The organism is Planomonospora sp. ID67723, from assembly GCF_015711605.1.
Classification (GTDB): Bacteria; Actinomycetota; Actinomycetes; order Streptosporangiales; family Streptosporangiaceae; genus Planomonospora_A.
Map to the genome: position 1 here is coordinate 2,005,045 of NZ_JABTEZ010000001.1, position 22,239 is coordinate 2,027,283.

Below are 22,239 nucleotides of genomic sequence, written 5' to 3' on the forward strand. Positions count from 1 at the left end.
CGGCCATGCGCAGGATGATCTGGTTCCTCCCGCTGGTGTCGCTGCTTTCCGCCGGGCGGCCTCCCTCTCGGGGGCGCCGCCCGGACGGGTCGCCGGAAGAGGACGGCCCCCGGTCGTCACGTGACGGGTCGTGCCGGGGCCTGCCGCGGACGAGCCTGAGCCGCCGGCTACGGGCGGCCGAGGGCGCGGTAGTGCCAGCCGGCGGCGCGCCAGGCCTCGGAGTCGAGGGCGTTGCGGCCGTCGACGATCTTCCGGTCGGCGACCACGGCGCCGAGCTCCTCGGGGTCGAGATCGAGGAACTCCTGCCACTCGGTGAGCAGCAGCACGACATGGGCGTCGCGTGCGGCCTCCATGGCGGACTCTCCGTAGGAGAGCTCGGGATGGGCGCGGCGGGCGTTGTCGAGGGCGATGGGGTCGTAGACCGTGACCCGGCCGCCCTGGCGGCGGATGTTGACCGCGACGTCCAGGGCGGGGGAGTCGCGGATGTCGTCGGAGTCGGGCTTGAAGGCGGCCCCCAGCACGGTGACCGTGCAGCCGCTGAAGGAGCCCCCGGTCAGCTCGCGGGCCAGGTCCACCATGCGTGCCCGGCGGCGCATGTTGATCGCGTCCACCTCGCGCAGGAACGTCAGCGCCTGGTCGGCGCCCAGCTCTCCGGCGCGGGCCATGAACGCCCGGATGTCCTTGGGCAGGCAGCCGCCGCCGAAGCCCAGCCCGGCGTTGAGGAACCGGCCGCCGATCCGATCGTCGTAGGAGAGCGCCAGCGAGAGCTGCTTGACGTCGGCGTGTGCGGCCTCGCAGACCTCGGCCATCGCGTTGATGAAGGAGATCTTGGTGGCGAGGAAGGCGTTGGCCGCGACCTTGACCAGCTCGGCGGTCGGGTAGTCGGTGACGACCAGCGGGGTGCCGTGCTCCAGCATCGAGGCGTAGACCTCGCGCATGATCTTCTCGGGTTTCTCGGACCGTACGCCCAGCACGACCCGGTCGGGGTGCATGGTGTCCTTGACCGCGAAGCCCTCGCGCAGGAACTCGGGATTCCAGGCCAGCTCGGCGGCCTCGCCGGCGGGCGCGAGCCGCGTCAGCTTCTCGGAGAGGCGCTCGGCGGTGCCGACCGGGACCGTGGACTTGCCGATGACCAGGCACTCCCGCTCCAGGTGCGGGGCGAGCGACTCGATCACCGCGTCCAGGTAGGAGACGTCCGCGGCGTACTCGCCCTTCTTCTGCGGGGTTCCGACGCAGACGAAGTGCACGTCGCCGAAGGCGGCGACCTCCTCGTAGGAGGTCGTGAAGCGCAGGCGGCCGTTGGCCAGGTTGCGGCGGAGGATCTCCTGCAGTCCCGGCTCGTGGATGGGCAGATCCCCGGCCTGCAGACAGGCGACCTTGTCGGCGTCGACGTCGAGGCCGAGCACCTCGAAGCCCAGCTCGGCCATGCACGCCGCGTGCGTGGCGCCCAGATATCCGGTCCCCAGCACGGTCAGGCGGTAAGCCACTGCGGATCCTTTCGGTTCTGCCCTATCCATCGCCGACAGGGTACCGGCATCCTTTGACTCCCACTTTGCCACCTGCGTAAATGCAGAGCGGTGCATATCACACCGGTGGATCGGTCCACCCTTTGTTGGACGTCCTACTATTTTCGCATGAGCTTCCCTCTCTACGCGCTGCCCGAAGAGCACCAGATGCTCCGGGAGACCGTTCGCGCCCTCGCTGACGAGAAGATCGCCCCCAGGGCCGCCGAGGCCGACGAGACGGGGGAGTTCCCCTGGGACGTCTACAAGGCCCTGGTCGCCGCCGACCTGCACGCCGTACACGTGCCCGAGGAGTACGGCGGCGCAGGCGCCGACGCGCTCGCGACCGTGATCGTGATCGAGGAGGTGGCGCGGGCCTGCGCGTCGTCCTCGCTGATCCCGGCGGTCAACAAGCTCGGCACCGTGCCGCTGCTGCTGTCGGCGTCGGAGGAGCTCAAGCAGCGCTACCTCGCGCCGGTCGCGCGGGGCGAGGCGATGTTCTCCTACGCCCTGTCCGAGGCCGAGGCCGGCAGCGACGCCGCCGCGATGAAGACCCGCGCGGTGGCCGACGGCGACCACTACGTGCTCAACGGCGCGAAGATGTGGATCACCAACGCCGGGGTGTCGGAGTACTACACGGTGATGGCCGTGACCGAGCCCGGCGCCGGCGCGCGCGGCATCTCCGCGTTCGTCGTGGAGAAGGCCGACGAGGGCGTCAGCTTCGGCCCGAAGGAGAAGAAGCTCGGCATCAAGGGCTCCCCGACCCGCCAGGTCATCATGGAGGACGTCCGCATCCCGGCCTCCCGCATGATCGGCGCGCCCGGCACCGGCTTCAAGACCGCGCTGGCCACCCTGGACCACACCCGCATCACGATCGCCGCCCAGGCGCTGGGCATCGCCCAGGGCGCGCTGGACTACGCGATCGGCTACGTCAAGGAGCGCAAGCAGTTCGGCAAGGCCATCGCCGAGTTCCAGGGCGTGCAGTTCATGCTCGCCGACATGGCGATGAAGCTGGAGGCCGCCCGGCAGCTCACCTACGCCGCCGCCGCCAAGTCCGAGCTGGCCGCGCACGGAGAGCCCCAGGCCGACCTGACGTTCTTCTCCAGCGCGGCCAAGTGCGCCGCCTCGGACGCCGCCATGGAGATCACCACCGACGCGGTCCAGCTCCTCGGCGGGTACGGCTACACCAGCGAGTTCCCGGTCGAGCGCATGATGCGCGACGCCAAGATCACCCAGATCTACGAGGGCACCAACCAGGTCCAGCGCATGGTCATGGCCCGCCAGCTCCTGAAGTAGGCCCTGAGCAGGGGAGAACCGTGTTTCGCTGAGATCGTTCCCTGGGTTTCCGCCTTCGGGACGACCTCTCGGACGGCTCTGTCGCGTCCCTGTTCCGTGAGATGCGGAACAGGGACGGTCCTTGTCGTGGGAGGCGCTCCGGAGAACCGGGGAACCCGGCGAGGAGAGGGCTCCCGGGCCGGAAGGCGGCCGGAAATCCGTCGCCGGAGTGCTCGACCGCGGATATGGTCGCCTGATGCCCGATGCGATCTTTGCCCACCCGCGCCTCGCACGCGTCTACGACGCCTTCGACGGAGACCGCGACGATCTGGCGGCCTACCTCGACATCGCCGATGAGCTGGGCGCGGACCGCGTGCTCGACGTCGGCTGCGGGACGGGGTGCCTGGCCGTCCTGCTCGCCGAGAGCGGCCGCGCCGTCGTGGGCGTCGATCCCGCCGAGGCATCGCTTGAGGTCGCGAGGTCGAAGGACCGGACCGCGGGGATCACCTGGGTCCACGGTGATGCCACGACGGTGCCGGCGCTCGATGCCGACCTCGCGGTGATGACGGGCAACGTGGCGCAGGTCTTCCTCACCGATGACGACTGGGCGCGAACGCTCCGGGGCATCCACGCCGCCCTCCGCCCCCACGGCCACCTCGTGTTCGAGACCAGGCGGCCCGAACGCCGGGCCTGGGAGGAGTGGGCCGCCGACGCCGCTCAGATCACCCTCGACATCCCGGAGATCGGACCGGTGGAGCATCGTCGCGAGGTCACCGACGTGAGCCTTCCGTTCGTCTCCTTCCGCCACACCTACAGGTTCCTGTCGGACGGTGCGGTGGTCACCTCCGACTCGACCCTCCGGTTCCGCAGCCGCGACGAGGTGGAATCGAGCCTGGCCGCCCACGGCTATCGAGTGCTGGATGTGCGGGAAGCCCCCGACCGCCCGGGGCGCGAGTTCGTGTTCGTCTCCGAGCGCACGACCTGAACCGAGCGCGACCGGGCCTGCCGGGCGCTCAGGAGCACGTGGCGTCGCGGGCGGGCAGGACGCCGTCGGCCAGGTAGCGGTTGACGGCCCGGTCGACGCAGGCGTTCCGCGGGGCGAACAGTCCGCCGTACACGGTGTGGCGGAAGGCGCCGCGCAGGGTGACCATGCGAGAACCGGTCAGGGCCCGATGCATGGCCCGCTGGCCCGGGTAGGTCGCCGCCGGGTCGCCGGTGGCGCCCACCATCAGGACCGGGACGTCGTTGCGGATCTTCGTGGCGGGCTCGGCGGGCCGGGCCGGCCAGAACGAGCAGGGGGTGATGTTGCGGGTGAGCGGGCCGAACAGCGGCTCGTCGGCCCGGTGGGCCCGGATGTCGCGGTAGTAGGCCTCGGGGTCGCGGGACACGGCCCGGTCCGCGCACTGGATCGCGGTCTGGACGCTGAAGTACCCGTCGGCGTCCGGGGCGGACAGGTCGGCCAGGACCGCTTCCAGGACCGGGGTGGGGGTGACCTCGGAGCCTCGGGCGGCGTCGCGCAGGACCCGCACGTCGGCGGCGAAGCGGGCGTAGGCCTCGTCGCTGTCCCCGGCGGTGACGTTCCACAGGAGCTGGGGCAGCACGCGGCTGCCGACGCGGTGGCGGCCGACCCGCAGCGGGTTGCGGGCGGCGGCCCGGTTGATCCGGTCCACGGTGGCCAGCACCTCGGAGGCGGTGGCGCCCAGGCGGAGGCGGCCGTGGCGGCGGGCCGCCCAGGACGCCCAGTCCTTCAGGACCGCCGTCGCGGCCGGTCCCGTCGTCCTCATCAGGTCGGGGCCGTACAGATCGGGGTCCAGCGCGCTGTCGAGCACGACCCGGTCGGCGCGGTGGGGGAACAGCTGCAGGTAGACCGCGCCCAGGTAGGTGCCGTACGACGAGCCGAGGTAGGAGATCCTCTCCTCGCCGAGGGCGGCCCGGACCATGTCCATGTCCCGGGCGGTGTTGCGGGTGGAGGCGTGGGGCAGCACGTCCCGGTGACGGGCGCAGCGGGCCGCCAGATCCCTGGCCAGGGCCACGCCCCGGTCGAAGCTGCGCCGGTCCGGCCCGGCGGAGCCGATGGAGACGGCGGGCCACGCGCAGGTCAGCGGGGTGCTGCGCCCGACGAACCGGGGGTCCATCCCGATCAGGTCGTAGCGGGCCGCGACCTGCGGTGCGGCCTGGGCGACCGGTACCACGAGGGACGTCGCGGGCACGCCCGGACCGCCGGGGTTGTACAGCAGCGCCCCTCGGCGGCGCCGGGGGTCGGCGGCCTTCAGCCGGGAGATCGCAATCTTGATCGTCCGGCCGTCCGGGCGGCTGTAGTCGAGCGGCACGGTGATCTCGGCGCACCGGGCCCCGGCGTCGTCGAGCTGCTTGCCGGCCGGGTCGTCGGCGCCGTTCCGGCAGCGATGCCATTCGATCTCCCGCTGCTGGGACTCCGCCGTCCCGCCCCGCGCCGGGCCGGGGCCTCCGGTGCCGGCCCAGGCGGCTCCGGCGTCCGGTTGCGCACCGGCCACGACGGCGCCCGCCAGGACCGCCGCGATCCCGAGAGCGGCCGTCTTCCGCCCCCGCGCTGAAAGGCCCCGCGTTGAAAAGCCGTGCATCGAAGAGCTCCACATCGAAAAGCCGTGCATCGAAAAGTCGTGCATCGAAAGTCCACGCATGGAAAGGGCTCCCTCGTCCCGAAGGTCCGGGGCGCGGCCGGATGAACCGGCCTCGGCGGTCCGCGGTGCCCGCGGATGTCCGTACGCCGTGCCCTGCGGTCATGACGCTAGGCCGTGGCGCCGGTGCGGGGCGTCAGCCTCCGGTCGGGTTTCGCGCGCGCCCGGCGCGACGCGCGCACCGGCGCCGGAGCTGCCTGCCGTACGGCCTCCGACCTGGAGCTTCTCCGCCGGAGGTGTCCGCGTCGCGTGGCCCCTCCGTGCGGGCCGTGTACGACCTGAGGATGACGCGGCCCGGCCCGGACCGTCCGGCCACGAGCCCGTCCTGCGGCGGGAGGCGGCTATGTTGGGCGCCATGAATCGGGTGCGCCGCCTTTTCTTCCGGAGCGGGACCGCCTCGTGAGAGGCGCGGTCTCCGCCGACCCGCGGACGGTCCGGACGGCGCGGGCGCCGCTGCGGACGGCCGCCCTCCTGCCGCCCACGGCATGGGACGCGCTGCTGGCGGCTCTGGTCTTCTTCACGGGCGCGGGCTTCGGCAGCGCGGTCTACCAGAGCCCTCCCGGGCCGCTGATCCTGCACGCGGCTCTGGCGGCGCCCCTGGTGTGGCGGCGCCGGGCGCCGCTGACGGTGTTCTTCGCGGTGGCCGCCGCGGCCTTCGCCCAGTGGCTCGCCGACGTCGAGTCGCTCACCGACGTGGCGCTGCTGGTCGCGCTGTACACGGTCGCCTCGCGGTCCACCTGGCGCCGCACGCTCGCGGCCGCGTGCGTCCTCGAAGGCGGCATCCTGCTGGCCGCCGCGCGCTGGTCGACGCCGGAGGGCGGGTTCCTCCGCCCGGTCGTCTTCCTGACCGCCGTGGCCGTGGCCGTGGCGGTCACCGGCACGAACATCCGCATCAGGCGCGCCCATCTCGGCGCGCTGGAGGACCGCGCGGTCCGTCTGGAACGCGAACGCGACCAGCGGGCCCGGCTCGCGGTGGCGGGTGAACGGGCCCGCATCGCCCGCGAGATGCACGACATCGTCACCCACAACCTGTCCGTCATGGTCGCGCTCGCCGACGGCGCGGTCTTCGCGCAGCACCGCTCGCCCGACAGGGCCACCGCGGCAGTGCGCCAGATCGCCGACACCGGACGGCAGGCCATCACCGACATGCGGCGTGCCCTCGGCGTCCTGCGGGCCGACGAGCCGGACGAACTGCGCCACCCGATGCCCGGCATGGGGCAGTTGGAGCCCCTGGCCGGCCGCATGCGCGCGGCCGGGTTGCCGACCTCCCTCGAAATCGAGGGCGAGCCCGCCGCCGTTCCCGCCGCCGCCCAGCTCACCGTCTACCGCCTGGTGCAGGAAGCCTTGACCAACACCCTCAAACACGCCCCCTCCGGCACCCGCGCCGAGGTCCGGGTGCGCTGCTCCGGTGACGCCGTCACCGTCGAGGTCACCGACGACGGCGGCGCCCGCCGCGCCGACCCGTCGTCCGGGCACGGCATCCTCGGCATGCGGGAACGCGCGGCCGCGTACGGCGGAACCCTGGAGGCGGGGCCGCTGCCCGGCCGCGGCTGGCGGGTCCGCGCCACCCTCGACCTCGCCGCGTCCGGCGACGGCGCCGCATGACGATCCGCGTCCTGCTCGCCGACGACGAACCGCTGCTGCGCATGGCCTTCACCATGGTCCTCGACGCCCAGCCGGACATGGAGGCGGTCGGCGAGGCCGGGGACGGCGCCGAGGCCGTCCTGCTCGCCCGGCGGCTGCGTCCCGACGTCGTCCTGATGGACGTCCGCATGCCCGGCACCGACGGCATCGAGGCGACCGGCCGGCTCGTCCGGCACTGCCCGCAGACCCGGGTCCTGATCCTCACCACCTTCGACCTCGACGAGTACGCCTTCGCCGGGCTGAGGGCCGGGGCGTCGGGCTTCCTGCTCAAGAACGTCCTGCCGGAGGAACTGCTCGCGGCGATCCGCAGCGTCGCGCGCGGTGACGCGGTGGTCTCCCCGAGAATCACCCGTCGCCTGCTGGAGAACTTCGCCCATCAGATCCCCGCCGGCGGCCTCCCGGAGGTCGACGAGCGGTTGCACCGGCTCACCCCCCGCGAGCGGGAGGTGCTCGTCGAGGTGGCCCGCGGCCTGTCCAACACCGAGATCGCCGCCGGGCTGCATCTCGCGGAGGCGACCGTGAAGACGCACCTGGGCAGGATCCTGACGAAGCTGGAGCTCCGCGACCGCGTGCAAGCCGTGATCTTCGCCTACGAGAACCGGCTCGTCCGCCCCGCGTGAAGAGACCCGAACGCCTGCGGGACGGTTTCCGGGCGGACTCCGGACCTCGCTGCTCGCCGATCTCCAGGCGCCCGGGAAACGCCGACGACCCGTGGCCCCCACGGGGGGCACGGGTCGTCTGTCCGTGACGCGTGCGGCGGACGTCAGCGGCGCAGCAGCCGGCCGGCCAGATCGCGCGTCTGCTCCCGGCGGTCCCAGGCCACCAGGGCGAACACCGCGGCGAAGGCGACCGGCAGCAGCGCCCAGGCCGGTGAGAGCACCAGGACCTGGGTCAGTGCGGCCCCGGCCATCAGGCCGATGAGCCCGGTCGCGGCGGCCCCGGCCAGCCGCGGGACCAGCAGGCCGATCCCCCCGGCCAGCTCCACCACGCCGGTCAGGTAGCGGAACCACTGGCCCCAGCCGATCAGCTCGAAGGTGGCCACCGCGTCGGCCTGCCCGGCGAACTTCGGCAGCGCCGAGGCGACGATCAGAAACAGCCCGATGAGGATCTGCGCGCCCCACAGCACCCGGCGCAGGGTACGGCGGCGGCCGGAGATCTCAACGGCGGCGGTGGCGGCGGTGGTGCGGGTGGTGAGGGTCTGCGTGGCGGCCATGACGGTGTCCTTTTCGGGAGCCGGTTGTTTTCCTCTTCGCCCACGCGTCGTACGGCCGGCCGCCGGATCGACACCGCTCCCGGATTTTTCTCCGAGATTTTTCTCCGGCCTCCGCACAGGCCGTCCGCGACGATGGAATCGCAGGTCAGCCGGGAGTGCACGCGGCCGCGCGGCTGAGGAGCACGGCGCGTTCGGGGGCGTTGCGGGTCAGGGAGGCCGCGCGTTCGAACTCCGCGCGGGCCTCCTCCAGGCGGCCGAGCCTGGCCAGGAGGTCACCGCGCACGGACGGCAGGAGGTGGTAGCTCTTGAGCGAGGGTTGCGCGACGAGCGCGTCGACGAGCTCCAGCCCGCGCTCCGGGCCGTACGCCATGCCGAGCGCGACCGCGCGGTTGAGCTCCACGACCGGTGACGGCGTCAGCCGTACGAGCACCTCGTAGAGGGCGGCGATGCGCGCCCAGTCGGTCTCCTCGGCGGTGGGGGCCTGCGCATGGCAGGCGGCGATCGCGGCCTGGAGCACGTACGGGCCCGGTGGCGCGCCGAGCTTCTCCGCGCGCAGCAGCGCCTCGAAGCCGCGCCGGATCAGCAGCCGGTCCCAGAGGGCGCGGTTCTGGTCGAGGAGCTGGACGGGCTCGCCGGACGGGCCGGTGCGCGCCCGGGAGCGCGAGGCCTGGATCTCCATCAGCGCGACGAGTCCGTGGACCTCGCCCTCCTGAGGGGCGAGCTCGGCCAGGATGCGGCCCAGGCGCAGTGCCTCCCGGCAGAGGTCCAGGCGCATCCACTCGGTGCCGGCGGTCGCCGCGTAGCCCTCGTTGAAGATGAGGTAGACGACCTCCAGGACGGAGGCCAGCCGCCCGGCGCGCTCGTCGCCCTCGGGCACCTCGAACGGCACGCCCGCCTCCGAGAGCGTGCGCTTGGCGCGGACGATCCGCTGGGCGACGGTCGGCTCGGGGACCAGGAACGCCCGCGCGATCTCCTCGGTCGACAGGCCGCCGAGCATCCGCAGCGTGAGCGCGGCACGGGACTGGGCGGACAGGATGGGATGGCAGGCGGTGAACACCAGCCGGAGGATGTCGTCCTCGATGGGCTCGGCGTCGAGGACGGCGTCGAACTCCGGCGCCGGGTCCTCGCTCTCCAGGCCGTGCCCGATCTCCTCCAGCTTGCGTTCCAGGCGCTCCTGCCGGCGGATCCGGTCGACGGCCCGGCGCTTGGCGACGGCCATGAGCCAGGCGCCCGGGTTGTCCGGCACGCCCGACTCCGGCCACTGCTCCAGCGCCGCGACCATGGCGTCCTGAGCCAGCTCCTCGGCGAGGCCGATGTCGTGCACCATCCGCGCGAGACCGGCGATGATCCGGGCCGACTCGATCCGCCAGACCGCGTCGATCGCCCGATGGGTGTCAGAGGCCGTCACGCGGACGATGAGAGCACCCGCGCGGCCCGCGGCGCAAGCCCACGGAGCTCGCGGAGCCCATGGAGCTCGCGGAGCTCGGGCGGACCCGCCACCCCTGCTCCGCGCTCATCCGGGGACCGGCTCGCCGGGGCTCACTGTCCGGGCGCCAGGTCCTCCGGGCCGAACACCTGGTGGATGACGCCCCTGCCGTCACCGACGATCTGCCAGAAGCGCTTGGACAGCTCGATCGCCTCCTCCTTGGTACGCGTCTCGATGAGCGCGAACCCGACGACGACCTCCTTGGCCTCGGTGTACGGGCCGTCGGTCACGGTCACCTTGCCGCCGGAGGACTCGATCCGGGTGGGCTGGGGGTCCAGCCCGCCGGTCGCCAGCAGCACCCCGGCCTTGCTCATCTCCTCGATGAACCTGCCCATCTCCGCCATCGTCCGCTCGTCCGGAGGGCTGCCCGCGGAGGAGCTGTCGTCCGTGGTCATCATGAGGAACCGCATCGTGGTGATCCTTCCGTCTCCGGCCGGTCCATCCCGGCCTCTGCTGACGCGTCGAACGGCAGGCCGCCCGATCGACACGTCCTACAAGATTTTCTGGACTTTCTCATCGGCCGTCCGCATCGCGGGGTGGGAGCCGGATGGCCTCTGGCGGTCGTACGGCTCCCGTCCGCGCGCTCGTCACCGCGCCCGGTGGACGCTGAAGTCGTCGAAGGACACGGTGAGGACGCCGGCGCCGCTCTCCGGCACCTGGGCGACCAGACCCGCCTGGCTGTTGCCCGCGTCGGGCAGGGCCTGGGAGTCGGTGGCATCGATCACCTGGGCCCCGTCGACCCACAGGGTGAGGCGGGCGCCGGCGTCGGTCCGGCGGCACGCGGCCTGCAGGCGCACCGTCTGCCCCACACCCGGCGCGTCGGTCTGTACGGCGGGCGCCACGTCCAGGCGGTTGCCTCGCGCGGTCCTGGTGATCCGGGCCGTGCCGTCGAGCCCGAGGAGGAACCGGTATCCGTTGGGCACGTTCTCGTCCCACCAGCACAGGAGCCCGAGCGCACCCGTCCCGGTCGAGCCCTCCCGCACCTGGGCGGTCGCCCCGATCAGCACGTCGCGCTCGGCGGACGACAGGGCGACCGGAGTCTTGGCCGGGACCGGGGACAGCACGGGATTGGACGGGTAGGAGGAGTCGGCTCGGAGCGAGAAGACCCCGCGGTCGATCTCGTAGCCCCTGTAGGTGCGTTCCTCCGCCGGGGCGTCGGGGTTGAAGGTGTAACCGTCCCACCCGGTCCGCTCGTTGAAGTCGTCGCGGTACAGCGACGCGCCCGCCACCTCGGTGGCCGGGTCCCCGCTCCCGGGCCGCAGCGTGACGACCGCGACTGTGACGAGCAGCGCCAGCAGCACGGCGGCCGCCCCCCAGGTCCATCGCCGCGCCCGCGTCCCGCCCGGGAGGGCGGGGTCCGCCCGCAGGCGCCGAGTGCTCCCCGCTCCGGCGGCGGGCTCTCCGGGGAGGAGGGCGGTCTCTCCCGAGACGGCGGTGGTCTGCCCGTCGGGGGAGGAGGGCGGTACGGCGGGCCGGGTCCGCGTCTCCCACCGGGTGGGAGGGGGTCCTCCGCCGCCCGTCCCGTCGTCTCCGATCAGGCGCAGCAGCACCTCCCGTGCGGCCGGGCGCAGCTCAGGGTCCTTGGACAGGCATTCCCGGACGACCTGTCCCAGGTCGTCCGGGAGTGCCGGGAGCTCGGGGTCGGCGTGCAGGATCCGGTACATGACCGCGGGAACGGAGTCCTGCCCGAAAGGCGGCCGCCCGCTCGCCGCGTAGGCCATCGTCGCCGCCCAGCCGAACATGTCGGAGGCGAACCCGACGCGGGCGCCGGACACCTGCTCGGGTGACATGTACGCGACCGTCCCGATCACCTGGCCGGTCGTCGTGGTGGCGGTGTCCAGCAGCCGGGCGATCCCGAAGTCGATCACTCGTGGCCCGTCCGGGCCGAGCAGCACGTTCGGCGGCTTGAAGTCCCGGTGCACGACGCCGCCCTGGTGGATGGCGGCCAGCGCGGTGACGGTGCCTATCGCCAGACGCCGCAGGGCGCCTCCCCCGCGCGGACCTTCGGCGCTCACGGCGGCCCGCAGGGAGGGGCCCTCGACGTATTCGCTGACGATGTAGGGCCGCTCGCTGTCGAGGTCGGCGTCCAGCACCTCCGCCACGCAGAACGACGACACCTGCCGGATCAGCGCCGCCTCGCTCGCGAAACGCCGGCGTCCGACCGGGTCGGAGCTCGACGCGGCGTTCAGGGCCTTCACGGCCACCGGCGTCCCGGAGGGGCCCTCGGCGAGGTAGACCGTGCCCTGGCCGCCCGTGCCCAGGCGGCCCAGCAGCCGGTAGGGGCCCATCCGCTCCGGATCGCCGGCCTGGAGAGGATCCATCACGCTCCCGTCCGTCCTGCGGAGCGGCAACCCGAACGCTCCGTCATGAAGCGTTCCAGGAAACGGTCCCGTCGGGAAGTGGATTCGCCCGGCCGGTAAGTGTGCGACACAGTGTCGCCAGATCGTGCCCAACGGTTACTTGCTGCGGATTGTCCGAGATGGTGCCGGGTCCGCAAGCTGATCGGCAACACGATCAGAAAGGCACCCCCCATGCCGCGAACGTCTTCGCTCCGCGCGCTCCAGCGCATCGCCGCCGACCACCACGCCGCCCGCCGCCTCGGCCTCCCCGTCGACGAGCTGCGCGGCCTGCGCGCCGAGGCGGCGGCAGAGCCCGGCGGCATCGCCCGGCGCGAGCTGCTCCGGCGGGCCGCGCTGGCCGGTCTCGGCGCGACGGTCCTCGGTACGCAGGCCGCACAGGCCCGCAGCGCCCGCGCCGACACCGTCACGCCGCAGGCGAGGCCGCTCAAGCCCGCCCGCGTCGCGGTGATCGGAGCGGGCATCGCCGGTCTCACCGCGGCGCTCACCCTGCGGGACGCCGGGGCCGCACCCGTCGTCTACGAGGCGAGCCCCTCCCGGGTCGGCGGCCGGATGTTCTCCCAGCGCACGCTCTGGGCCGGGGGACAGACCTCCGAGATCGGCGGGGAGCTGATCGACGTCGAGCACAAGAAGATGCTGGAGCTGTGCCGGCGGTTCGGTCTGCCCACCAGGAACTTCGCCGGGGCCGGGCCGAACGGGGCCGAGGAGATCCTGCACGTCAACGGCGCCTACTACCCCCGCTCCCAGGCGGATGAGGACTTCAAGGACGTCTACCAGGCGCTGCACTCCGACCTGATGGCCGCAGGGGAGGTGATGTGGAACCAGACCACCCCCGAGGGCACCGCGCTGGACGACATGTCCATCCGCGAGTGGATCGACTCACGCGTGCCCGGCGGCTACGCCTCCGACCTCGGCCGCTTCCTCGACGTCGCCTACAACGTGGAGTACGGCGCCGAGACCGTGAACCAGTCCTCCCTCGCGCTGGTGCTGCTGATGGGCTACCAGCCCAACCCCGGGCACTTCAACGTGTGGGGGCTGTCCGACGAGCGCTACCACATCGTCGGCGGCAACGACCAGCTTCCGCAGGCGATGGCCGCGTCCCTGCCGCCCGGCGCGCTCCAGCTGGGCTGGAGGCTGCTGGCCGTACGGGCCAACTCCGACGGCACGCAGACGCTCACCTTCGACGAGGGCGGCACCACCAGGACCGTCACCGCCGACCACACGATCATCACCGTGCCGCTGCCGATCCTGCAGGGCCTCGACCTGTCGCGCGCCGGCTTCGACGCCCGGATGACGAACCTGCTGCGCGACGCCAGGATGGGCTACGTCACCAAGCTCAACATGCAGTTCTCCAGCCGCACCTGGCTGGGCACCGGCCCCTGGCCCGGTGTGTCGGCCGGTGACTGCTTCACCGACCTGCCGTTCCAGCAGTGCTGGGACACCACCAAGGACCAGGCGGGCACGACCGGGGTGCTCATCCAGTACGGCGGCGGCGACGCGGCGTTCGCGCTGAACCCGGCCACCCCGTTCCCCACCCACGCCGACGCCTACGTCCGCGACCTGGTGCCCACGGTCCTGACCCAGATCGACAAGGTCTTCCCCGGGACCAAGGCCGAGTGGAACGGCCGGGCCCAGCTGTCGGCCTGGCACAGGAACCCCTACGCGCTCGGCGCCTACTCCTACTGGCCCGTCGGCTACCTGCACCGGTACGCGGGCTACGAGGGCACGCGGCAGGGCAACGTCCACCTGGCCGGGGAGCACTGCTCCTACGACTTCCAGGGGTTCATGAACGGCGGCGCCACCGAGGGGGAGAGGGCGGCCAACGAGGTCATCGCCGACCTCCGGTAGCCGCCCGGCGGGAGCGGGCCGCCACGGGCCCGCTCCCGGTCCTCGCAAACGATCGCGCCCGGTCCTCCGCGAGGACCGGGCGCGCGTCGCGCCGGGAGACCTCCGGGGAAGAGGAGGTCTCAGAAGTCTCAGCCGTCGACGGTGTCCTTCAGCTCGGCGCCCCTCAGCTCGGCCCGGCCGGCGGTCACCTCCTCGGCCGGATCGCGCTCGGCGGTGTCCTCCAGGACGATCCGGCCGATGATCGCGTACTTCTCCGGGTTCCTGGCCCGCAGGTAGAGGGCCAGGGCGGCGCCGAGCACGGCGAAGCCGAGCACGATCCACGGGATCAGCGTGAAGAACAGGGACTTGGAGGCGTCCCCTGCCGCGGTCTCCCTGTTCTGGAAGAGCAGCAGCACCACGTAGGCCATCGCCAGACCGCCCGCCACCGGGGCGAGCAGGGTGCGCCACCAGGAGGCGGTCTCCGGGTGCTTCCTCCTGACGTGGAAGTAGCCGACGACCGCGAACGAGCACATGGTCTGCACGATCAGGATGGCCAGCGTGCCCAGCACCGCGAGCAGCGTGTAGACGTGCAGGTAGGGGTCCATCCCGGCGAAGAAGAAGGCCAGGACGATCACGACCGAGATGCCCGTCTGGACGAACCCGGCGATGTGCGGCGAGCCGTGCTTGGGATGCGTGGCCCCGAGGGTCCGGCGCGTGCCGGGGATGAGGTCCTCGCGGCCGAGCGCGTACAGGTAGCGGGACGCGCAGTTGTGGAAGGCCATCGAGCAGGCGAACGAGCCGGTGAGGATGAGGACCTTGAACAGATCGACGGCCCACTGGCCGACGAGCTCGCCGGTCGGGATGAAGAAGATGCCGGCGAACTCCTTCGCCGCGATCTCTGGTGCCCCGACGCCGTTGGCCGCCACGGTCATCCAGGAGACGAAGGTGTAGAACAGGCCGATGCCGACCACGGAGACGACGGTCGCGATCGGGATGATCCGTTTGGGGTCGCGGGACTCCTCGCCGTACATGGCGGTGGACTCGAAGCCGACCCACGACCAGAAGCACATGAACAGGCCCAGGCCGACGGCTCCGCCCGTCACGCCCGTGGTGGTGAAGGCGTTGGCAGGGTTGAGGGTGTCGGCCATCAGCCCGTCCGGCCCGCCGCCGTTGAGCAGGGTGGCGACGGCGGTCAGGCCGAGCATGGCGATCTCGGTGATGAGGAAGACGCCGAGGACCTTGGCGGTCAGGTTGATGTCGAAGTAGGTCAGCAGCGCGTTCAGGGCCAGACCGAGGAAGGCGAACCAGAGCCAGTGGATGTCGGCCCCGGTGAGGCTGTTGAAGGTGTCGTTGGCCGAGTAGGCGAAGAAGCCGATGATGGAGGCCTCGAAGACCACGTAGGCCATGGTGGCCAGCAGCCCGGCGACCATCCCGGCGACCTGGCCGAGACCGTGGGAGATGTAGCCGTAGAAGGCCCCGGCGGAGGTGATGTGCTTGGCCATGGCCACGTAGCCGACGGAGAAGACCGTCAGGACCAGAGTCGCCACGAGGTAGGCCGCGGGAACCCCGAGCCCGTTGCCGAAACCGATCACGATGGGGACGTTGCCGGTCATGGCGGTGATGGGGGCGGCGGTGGCGACCGCCATGAAGATGACGCCGACGAGTCCTACCGCGTTCCTGCGGAGACGGCTGATGCCTTCGGCCTGGTCGGCCGGTCCGGCCTGCTTCTCAGTGATGCTCAATCGTGTGCGCCTTTCCACAATCAGCGCTTGACGGGGGGATAGCGGTGATCGTGGCATTTATACCGGCCGACGAGATAGGCGGATCCACTGCGAAACGGTTACGAGGTGTCAGACGCCGGGCCGGGGCTCAGGCGGCGGCGTCGAAGGCCTCGTGCAGGGTGCCGCAGGTCTCGAAATGGCGGTCGAGGCTGGTGATCGAGAGCAGGCGCGTGATCATGCCTGGAGTGAGGACGAGGATCAGGCGGCCCTGGGAGTCCTTCATCCTGGTGAGCGCACCGACCAGGGTGCCCAGCCCCACCGAGTCGCAGAAGGGCACTTGGGTCAGATCCATCACCAGGCAAGGGCGGATCTGGCCCTCCAGCGCCCGGTCGACCTCGGCCGTGAGCCGGGGGGCGACGTTCATGTCCAGCTCGCCCGCCGCCCTGATGACTACGCACGGACCGTTCTGCCATGTCTGAACGTCGAACGCCGGAATCACGATCATCACCTCCGTCGGTTCTCACCTGCCCGGAGAACGGGGCGTTATGCCCTTTGAACTACTTTTTACAGATGTTCTGTGTCGCGGTCCTGGCCGTCGGCGTGGTGGACGGGGACGGGGTGGGGGAGGCCTCCTCGACGGTGACCTTCTTGACCCCCGGATACTTCTGGCCGGTGATGACCTCGATCCGGTCGCCGAGGTCCTCGGCCAGGCGGACGTCGGCTCCGGGGAGGGCGGCGGCGAGGGTCCGCGCGGAATCCTCGCGGCCCGGGCCGTGCCGGATGATGGTCTCCTTGTGGTCCCTGCGCTGGGTGTCCCCGGCCGGTTCCGGCACGAGGAAACCCGCCTTGAGCAGCTCCTGCCTGGTGCGCGCGCCGAGCCCGGTGATCAGGGTGCCGTTGAGCACCCTGACGGAGATCCGCGAGGGCGGCACGGTCAGCGGGGTGCCCGAGGGGGACGGCGTCGCGCTGGCCTTGGGCGCGGGGGTCTTGGAGGGCCCGGTGAGCTGCTCGTCGGCGGCGATCCGGCGGAAGAGCTCGCGGGCGGCGGGTTTGTCCCAGAGGACGGCGGACTCGCCGGTGGGGGTCCGGTAGTCGACGTCGGCGATCGGGACGGTGGCGAAGGCCACGTCGTCGGTGGAGACGCTCTTGAGCTGGTCGGCCAGGCCGAGGAGGTTCTCGCGGAGGGCGTCGTCCACGCGCAGGGTGCCCAGGGTGGTGTCGACGAAGCGGGCGAGTTTGACCGGGTTGGTCATCGTGTCACCGCTCAGCGCCTGGCTCAGCAGGGCCGAGATGACCTGCTGCTGGCGGTCGATGCGGTCGAGGTCGGAGCGGGCGGTGGCCCGGGTGCGGGCGTAGGCGAGGGCCTTGACGCCGTCGAGGGAGTAGGTGCCCGGCTGGAGCTGCAGGGCGGTCTTCGGGTCGTCGATGGCGACCGGGGTGCAGACCGAGACGCCTCCGAGCGCGTCCACCACGTTGATGAAACCGAGCACGTTGACCTCGACGTAGTGGTGGATCGTCAGCCCGGTGGCGTTCTGCACCGTGCGCGTGGTGAGCTTGGGGCCGCCGAGCTGGTAGGCGGCGTTGATCTTGTGATCGCCCTTGCCGGGGACGGTCGTCCAGGTGTCGCGGGGCAGGCTGACCACGGTGATCTTGCGGTGGTCCTCCGACAGGTGGATCACCATCATGGTGTCGGTGCGCTGGCCGCTCTCCCGGCCGAGCTTGAGCTGGTTCTGCTGCTTGCGGGTGAGGTTGTCGCGCTTGTCCACGCCGACGAGCAGGATGTTCATCGCGCCGGTGGACTGTGAACCGGGAACGCCCGCGTCGACCGACCCGATCTTGCTCGCCGCGTAGTTCGGCAGCGACCACGCCGCTCCGGAGCCGGCCAGGACCACGGCGGAGAGCGCCCCCGCGACGATCAGGTTGCGCCTCCGGGAGCGAGCGCTCCTGGCGGACCTGCGGTCACGCCTGGGAACCACCCGGACGCCTCCGTAGGCGTCGCCGCCCACGCGCACACCCGACTCGTCGTCTTCCGAGCCGCGCATCCGCCCCCCCTCGGCTTCAACTGGGTCGATGAGGTACCCCTTCGTACAGTAGCGTGAGCGACGCCATGAAGCAGTTCCCCGACTCGCCCGTGCCGGCGCCGTCCTCACAGACGCGCGTCTGGCCCCCCATCTCGGTCGTCATCCCGGTGCTCAACGAGGAGCGCCATCTGCGGGAGGCGGTCCGCCAGGTCCTGTCCCAGCGCTACGGAGGGCCGATCGAGGTCGTCCTCGCGATCGGGCCGTCCCAGGACCGCACCCAGGAGGTCGCGGACGCGATCGCGGCCGAGGATCCCCGGGTGACCGTGGTCCCCAATCCCACCGGCCGCACGCCCAACGCGCTCAACGCCGCCATCGCCGCCTCCCGCAACGGGATCATCGCGCGGGTGGACGGCCACGCCATGCTCCCGGAGGACTACCTCCAGGTCGCGGTGGAGACGCTGGAGGAGACCGGCGCCGACAACGTGGGCGGGATCATGGCCGCCGAGGGTGTCACACCCTTCGAGCAGGCGGTGGCCCGCGCGATGACCTCCAAGATCGGCGTCGGTGGCGCCCGGTTCCACACCGGCGGCACCGCGGGCCCGGCCGACACCGTCTACCTGGGCGTCTTCCGCCGCGAGGCGCTGGAGCGGGTCGGCGGTTACGACGAGCACTTCCAGCGCGCCCAGGACTGGGAGATGAACCACCGCATCCGCCAGACGGGCGGCCTGGTCTGGTTCCAGCCCCGGATGCGCGTCTCCTACCGGCCGCGCCCGAACCTGTCCGCCCTCGCCAAGCAGTATTTCCACTACGGCCGCTGGCGGCGCGTGGTGGCCCGCACCCACGAGGGCACGATCAACCTGCGCTACCTGGCCCCGCCGACGGCGGTGCTGGCCATGCTCGCGGGCCTGCTGGTCTCACCGTTCTTCTGGCCGGGCCTGCTGGTCCCCGGCGGCTACGTCGCGGCGATCCTCGCCGGGTCCGCGGTGACCGGCAGCGGCCTGCCCCCGGCCGCGCTGGCGCGGCTCCCGCTCGTCTACGCCACCATGCACGTCTCCTGGGGCTGGGGCTTCCTCACGAGCCCTCCCAGCCTCGGCAAGCCGGGCCGCTGACGTCCGCCGGCGCTACCCGTCGCCGAGGCGCAGGAGCGTCTCGGCGATGAGGACGTCCACGGGATGGGTGACCTTCATGTTGCGCTCGCTGCCCGGCACGATGTGGATCGGCACGTCGGGCAGATAGCGCAGCACGACGCCGCAGTCGTCGGTGGCCTGCCGCCCGCCGAACCCGGGGTCGGCGAAGGCCCGCTCGTAGGCCTCCCGGATCACCGGGAGGCGGAAACACTGCGGCGTCTGGGCGCGCCAGATCCGGGACCGGTCGGGCACCTCGCTGACGACCTCCCCGTGCGGCCCCGGGGTGGTCACCACGACCGTGTCGGAGCTCGGGATCGCCACCTCCACCGCCGGGTGCACCCGCAGCGCGGCCACGCACTCGGTGATGATGCGCGGCTCCAGCAGGGGGCGCGCGGCGTCGTGCAGGAGCACGTCGCAGTCCTGCCCGTCCAGCGCCTCCAGCGCCCGCCAGGTGGTCTCGGTACGGCTCGCGCCGCCCTCCAGCACCCGGCCGACCTTCGTGAACCCGTTGCGGGCGACGAGCCGTTCCACCTCGCCGGTGAAGCCCGGAGCCATCAGCACGACGACCTCGTCGATCTCGGGGGCGGCGTCGAACACGGCGATCGTGTGCTCGATGATCGTCTTCCCGGCGATCTCGATGAGCTGCTTGGGGGTGTCCTGGCCGACCCGCCGGCCGACCCCGCCCGCGAGGACGACTCCGACGGCACGGCGGCGTGGTTCAAGAGCGGTCAAGGCGGGCTTCCTCCGAGAGGTCCGGGCGGGGATCTGTCTCCTGGCCCGCCTCACCTGCCGCGACCGCCCGGGCGGATGCCCCGCCGCGGACCCGGGCCCCGGGAAGCGGACCCCGGGGCGCCCGGGGCGATCGAGGGCGCTCCGGGTGAGAAGAGTAGCGGTTCGCCGCCCGATCGCGCGCCGCGCCACCGGACCGGCCGTCGGCCGCGCTCCCGTGATATTGCGTCAGGATCTCGCTACGCTGGGTGCGCACTCCCGATTCGCGCGGTGATCCCGTCGGATACGAAGGAGCCCCGTTTGCATGACACCGCATCATCCTTATCCTTTTCCCCCGGTCCCCGCACCCCTCGGACCTCCGCCGTCGTGCTCGCCACCACCGCGGCGGCGAGGCTGCGCTGCCCCGACGGCACCCTGCTCGACCGGCTGACCGGTCAGCTCTCGGCGTTCCCCGTCCGGGAGGTGCACGTGCTGACCAGGGCCGGCGATGTCGTCCGCGACGCCGACGGCTCCTACCTGATCGGGTCGGACGGCTCCCGGGGGATCTCCGACGACCTGCGCAGGGTCGCCCGGGTGGCGCGCGGCGCAGACGGCCCGGTGGCCGTGCTCGCCGGCGACCTGGTGGCCCACACCGAAGCGCTCGCCGGGCTCCTGGACCACCCCGCGTACGGCACCGGGGCGGTGGTGGACTGCTCCCCGGAGGGGGGAGGCGTCCCCGGCCCGCTGCGCCCGCCGGTCCGCGTCGAGAATGGCCGGGTGGCCGCCGCGGGCACCTTCCTGCACCGGGTCAGACAAGCCAACGGCACCTTCAGGGGCGCCCTCCAGGTCGGTGAGGACGATCTCGGCGACCTGGCCGAGACCGCGGAGCGCCTGGCCGGGCTGGTCGAGGCGGGCAGGCTGGGTCCGGTGGACGGCGTCGAGGCCGGCGACCTCCTCCTGGCCGGGCTGGTCCGCGCCGGCGTGCCCGTCCGCGTGGCCGAGCTGGGACGCCTCCACTGCGACCGGGTGGCCGGTCAGGGCGCCGCCGACGCGGCTCTCGCCCGGGTGGCCGAGGTGGACGTGAACCGCGTCTGGCTGGACGCCGCGGTCAAGACCGACGACGGCTTCTTCGCCACCTACTTCGTGAGCTCCTGGTCCAGATACCTGGTCACGCTGGCCGCCTGGCTGCGGTTGACGCCGAACGCGGTCACCGGGATCTCCACGGGCCTGGCCGTGCTCTCGGCGGTCTGGTTCTCCGCGGGCACCCGGGCGGAGATGGTCGCCGGGGCGGTCCTGCTCTACCTGTCGTTCGTGCTCGACTGCGTGGACGGCCAGCTCGCCCGCTACACCCGCACGTTCTCGCCGCTCGGCTCGTGGCTGGACGCCACCTCCGACCGGGTCAAGGAGTACACCGTCTACGCCGGCCTCGCCTTCGGCCACACCGCGGTCGCGGGCCGGCAGGGGGCGGACGACTGGGGCGTCTGGCCGCTGGCCGTGGCTGCGCTGATCCTGCAGGCGCTCCGTCACATGATCGACTTTTCCTACGCCGGGGCCAGGGAGGACGCGGGCGGGGCGCGTGCCGTCCGGTCCGGGGCCGCCGCGCCGGCGGCCCGGCCCGGTGCGGGCGGCCCGCTGATACCGGCGCAGGCGCCGTCCAGGGAAGAGCCCGGCGTCCGGTTCCCCGAGTCGTCCGGGACCGGTCCGGGGAGCCCCCGGACGGAGGAGAGCGGCGCCGTCGTACGGCTCTCGCGACGCCTGGAGCGGGGTGCTCTCACCCGCTGGTTCAAGAAGATCGTCATCTTGCCCATCGGGGAGCGGATGGCGTTGATCGCGGTGACCGCGGCGGTGGCCGACGCGAGGGTGACGTTCATCGCGCTCCTGGGCTGGGGCGGCCTCGCGGCCCTCTACACGCTCGCCGGCAGGATGGGCAGGTCGATGGCATGACGGCCGACTTCCCGCAGCGCCCTCGATCCTCGTGGCTCCCGCACTCCCGGTGGTTCCCCGCGCGTCTGAGACCGGCGTCGCGCGGCGCCGTCACGGCCTACCGCGACGACGGGCCGGCGGCGCGGGCGATGGGCGCGCTGGTGGCGGGAGAGCTGCCGCCGTTGCCGCCCGTGCTCGTCGGCGCGTTCGTGACCGGCGTGCTGCTGAGCGTCGGCGTGGCCGACGCCGACGGCCTGGCCGCGTTCGCCCCGGCCGTGGTGCTGCTGCTGGCCGGCCCCGGCAGCTCGCACCCGCACGGCGGGCGGCTCGACTGGCTGGTCCCGCCCATCCTGCGCCTCACCGAGTACGGCTTCGCGGCGGTGGCGGGCTTCACCCACGGTGTGCCGCCGTGGCTGACCTTCCTGTTCCTGGGCGCGCTGGCCTTCCACCACTACGACGTCGTCTACCGCGTGCGCCAGCGCCTGCACCCGCCGGCCTGGCTGGGTGCGGCGGGTTTCGGCTGGGACGGGCGGATGCTGCTGCTCGCGCTCGGCGGGCTCACCGAGCAGATGACGGCGGTCCTCGCGCTCCTGACGCTCTACCTGTGGGGGCTTTTCGGCTGGGAGAGCCTCACCTGCTGGCTCGCCGTCCCGCGCTCGGGGGTGGACTCCGCGGAGCTCGGAGCAGACGATTGAGAACGCCCGGCAAACCCCGGATTACACGATCAGGGTCCAAAGGCAACTAACCTTTGGGGCCAGGAGTGCCCGCCGAGGGTCTC

General features: G+C 72.3%; 18 protein-coding genes. 8 read left to right on the forward strand and 10 right to left on the reverse strand.

The window, feature by feature from the left end; translation table 11 throughout:
• Window positions 1-167: 167 nt before the first annotated feature.
• Window positions 168-1,517 (reverse strand): UDP-glucose dehydrogenase family protein, encoded by a 1,350-nt coding sequence (locus HS041_RS09545; RefSeq protein ID WP_230878498.1) that lies wholly within the window; start codon window positions 1,515-1,517, stop codon window positions 168-170.
• A 117-nt stretch (window positions 1,518-1,634) separates the two neighbouring features.
• On the opposite strand from HS041_RS09545, the gene HS041_RS09550 reads away from it, so the two are divergent.
• Together HS041_RS09550 and HS041_RS09555 are read left to right on the forward strand one after the other, a co-directional pair.
• Window positions 1,635-2,798, forward strand: a complete 1,164-nt coding sequence (locus HS041_RS09550) for an acyl-CoA dehydrogenase family protein (RefSeq protein ID WP_196440108.1) — start codon at window positions 1,635-1,637, stop codon at window positions 2,796-2,798.
• A 235-nt stretch (window positions 2,799-3,033) separates the two neighbouring features.
• Window positions 3,034-3,762 (forward strand): class I SAM-dependent methyltransferase, encoded by a 729-nt coding sequence (locus HS041_RS09555; protein WP_196440109.1) that lies wholly within the window; start codon window positions 3,034-3,036, stop codon window positions 3,760-3,762.
• Window positions 3,763-3,790: 28 nt separating this feature from the next.
• Here HS041_RS09555 and HS041_RS09560 read toward each other — a convergent pair whose 3' ends face one another.
• Window positions 3,791-5,377, reverse strand: a complete 1,587-nt coding sequence (locus tag HS041_RS09560) for an alpha/beta hydrolase (RefSeq protein ID WP_196440110.1) — start codon at window positions 5,375-5,377, stop codon at window positions 3,791-3,793.
• Window positions 5,378-5,833: 456 nt separating this feature from the next.
• Between HS041_RS09560 and HS041_RS09565 the strand changes: the two genes are divergently transcribed.
• Window positions 5,834-7,039, forward strand: a complete 1,206-nt coding sequence (locus tag HS041_RS09565) for a sensor histidine kinase (protein ID WP_196440111.1) — start codon at window positions 5,834-5,836, stop codon at window positions 7,037-7,039.
• Window positions 7,036-7,698 (forward strand): response regulator, encoded by a 663-nt coding sequence (locus HS041_RS09570; protein WP_196440112.1) that lies wholly within the window; start codon window positions 7,036-7,038, stop codon window positions 7,696-7,698. Before HS041_RS09565 ends, HS041_RS09570 begins: the two co-directional genes overlap by 4 nt.
• 143 nt (window positions 7,699-7,841) lie before the next feature.
• On the opposite strand, the gene HS041_RS09575 is transcribed toward HS041_RS09570, so the two are convergent.
• The 4 genes from HS041_RS09575 to HS041_RS09590 form a co-directional block, all read right to left on the reverse strand.
• Window positions 7,842-8,291, reverse strand: a complete 450-nt coding sequence (locus HS041_RS09575) for a DoxX family protein (RefSeq protein WP_196440113.1) — start codon at window positions 8,289-8,291, stop codon at window positions 7,842-7,844.
• A 145-nt stretch (window positions 8,292-8,436) separates the two neighbouring features.
• A complete protein-coding gene (locus HS041_RS09580) occupies window positions 8,437-9,699 on the reverse strand; it encodes an RNA polymerase sigma factor (RefSeq protein ID WP_196440114.1) in 1,263 nt (420 codons plus the stop codon).
• A gap of 131 nt (window positions 9,700-9,830) precedes the next feature.
• Window positions 9,831-10,187 (reverse strand): YciI family protein, encoded by a 357-nt coding sequence (locus tag HS041_RS09585; protein ID WP_196440115.1) that lies wholly within the window; start codon window positions 10,185-10,187, stop codon window positions 9,831-9,833.
• Between the two features lie 177 nt (window positions 10,188-10,364).
• Window positions 10,365-12,098, reverse strand: a complete 1,734-nt coding sequence (locus HS041_RS09590; RefSeq protein ID WP_196440116.1) for a serine/threonine-protein kinase — start codon at window positions 12,096-12,098, stop codon at window positions 10,365-10,367.
• 210 nt (window positions 12,099-12,308) lie between these two features.
• Between HS041_RS09590 and HS041_RS09595 the strand changes: the two genes are divergently transcribed.
• On the forward strand, window positions 12,309-13,982 hold the full coding sequence (locus HS041_RS09595) for a flavin monoamine oxidase family protein (protein ID WP_196440117.1): 1,674 nt from the start codon (window positions 12,309-12,311) through the stop codon (window positions 13,980-13,982).
• A gap of 128 nt (window positions 13,983-14,110) precedes the next feature.
• Here HS041_RS09595 and HS041_RS09600 read toward each other — a convergent pair whose 3' ends face one another.
• The 3 genes from HS041_RS09600 to HS041_RS09610 all read right to left on the reverse strand — a co-directional run bounded on the left by HS041_RS09600 (window position 14,111) and on the right by HS041_RS09610 (window position 17,724).
• Complete coding sequence (locus tag HS041_RS09600; protein WP_196440118.1) at window positions 14,111-15,703, reverse strand: APC family permease; 1,593 nt, start codon at window positions 15,701-15,703, stop codon at window positions 14,111-14,113.
• A gap of 127 nt (window positions 15,704-15,830) precedes the next feature.
• Complete coding sequence (locus tag HS041_RS09605; RefSeq protein ID WP_230878499.1) at window positions 15,831-16,187, reverse strand: STAS domain-containing protein; 357 nt, start codon at window positions 16,185-16,187, stop codon at window positions 15,831-15,833.
• Between the two features lie 52 nt (window positions 16,188-16,239).
• Window positions 16,240-17,724 (reverse strand): LCP family protein, encoded by a 1,485-nt coding sequence (locus HS041_RS09610; protein ID WP_196440119.1) that lies wholly within the window; start codon window positions 17,722-17,724, stop codon window positions 16,240-16,242.
• Between the two features lie 65 nt (window positions 17,725-17,789).
• Here HS041_RS09610 and HS041_RS09615 point away from each other — a divergent pair, with 65 nt between their 5' ends.
• Window positions 17,790-18,812 (forward strand): glycosyltransferase family 2 protein, encoded by a 1,023-nt coding sequence (locus tag HS041_RS09615; RefSeq protein WP_196440854.1) that lies wholly within the window; start codon window positions 17,790-17,792, stop codon window positions 18,810-18,812.
• Between the two features lie 12 nt (window positions 18,813-18,824).
• On the opposite strand, the gene HS041_RS09620 is transcribed toward HS041_RS09615, so the two are convergent.
• A complete protein-coding gene (locus HS041_RS09620; RefSeq protein WP_196440120.1) occupies window positions 18,825-19,562 on the reverse strand; it encodes an IspD/TarI family cytidylyltransferase in 738 nt (245 codons plus the stop codon).
• A 363-nt stretch (window positions 19,563-19,925) separates the two neighbouring features.
• Between HS041_RS09620 and HS041_RS39210 the strand changes: the two genes are divergently transcribed.
• Both HS041_RS39210 and HS041_RS39215 read left to right on the forward strand, forming a co-directional pair.
• The gene (locus HS041_RS39210) at window positions 19,926-21,482 is read left to right on the forward strand and encodes a CDP-alcohol phosphatidyltransferase family protein (protein WP_307845216.1); all 1,557 of its coding nucleotides are present in this window, start codon (window positions 19,926-19,928) and stop codon (window positions 21,480-21,482) included.
• Window positions 21,479-22,156 carry a DUF5941 domain-containing protein gene (locus tag HS041_RS39215; RefSeq protein ID WP_255529550.1) on the forward strand — a complete coding sequence of 226 codons (678 nt, stop codon included), beginning with the start codon at window positions 21,479-21,481 and terminating at the stop codon, window positions 22,154-22,156. The genes HS041_RS39210 and HS041_RS39215 overlap by 4 nt, the downstream gene beginning before the upstream one ends.
• The last annotated feature ends 83 nt before the right edge of the window (window positions 22,157-22,239 follow it).

Bases quoted from the DNA above. Each gene is read 5' to 3' on its own strand.
- HS041_RS09545 (WP_230878498.1), bottom strand. From the start codon at position 1,517: ATGGATAGGGCAGAACCGAAAGGATCCGCAGTGGCTTACCGCCTGACC.
- HS041_RS09550 (WP_196440108.1), top strand. From the start codon at position 1,635: ATGAGCTTCCCTCTCTACGCGCTGCCCGAAGAGCACCAGATGCTCCGG.
- HS041_RS09555 (WP_196440109.1), top strand. From the start codon at position 3,034: ATGCCCGATGCGATCTTTGCCCACCCGCGCCTCGCACGCGTCTACGAC.
- HS041_RS09560 (WP_196440110.1), bottom strand. From the start codon at position 5,377: ATGCACGGCTTTTCAACGCGGGGCCTTTCAGCGCGGGGGCGGAAGACG.
- HS041_RS09570 (WP_196440112.1), top strand. From the start codon at position 7,036: ATGACGATCCGCGTCCTGCTCGCCGACGACGAACCGCTGCTGCGCATG.
- HS041_RS09575 (WP_196440113.1), bottom strand. From the start codon at position 8,291: ATGGCCGCCACGCAGACCCTCACCACCCGCACCACCGCCGCCACCGCC.
- HS041_RS09585 (WP_196440115.1), bottom strand. From the start codon at position 10,187: ATGCGGTTCCTCATGATGACCACGGACGACAGCTCCTCCGCGGGCAGC.
- HS041_RS09590 (WP_196440116.1), bottom strand. From the start codon at position 12,098: ATGGATCCTCTCCAGGCCGGCGATCCGGAGCGGATGGGCCCCTACCGG.
- HS041_RS09595 (WP_196440117.1), top strand. From the start codon at position 12,309: ATGCCGCGAACGTCTTCGCTCCGCGCGCTCCAGCGCATCGCCGCCGAC.
- HS041_RS09605 (WP_230878499.1), bottom strand. From the start codon at position 16,187: ATGATCGTGATTCCGGCGTTCGACGTTCAGACATGGCAGAACGGTCCG.
- HS041_RS09610 (WP_196440119.1), bottom strand. From the start codon at position 17,724: ATGCGCGGCTCGGAAGACGACGAGTCGGGTGTGCGCGTGGGCGGCGAC.
- HS041_RS09615 (WP_196440854.1), top strand. From the start codon at position 17,790: ATGAAGCAGTTCCCCGACTCGCCCGTGCCGGCGCCGTCCTCACAGACG.
- HS041_RS39215 (WP_255529550.1), top strand. From the start codon at position 21,479: ATGACGGCCGACTTCCCGCAGCGCCCTCGATCCTCGTGGCTCCCGCAC.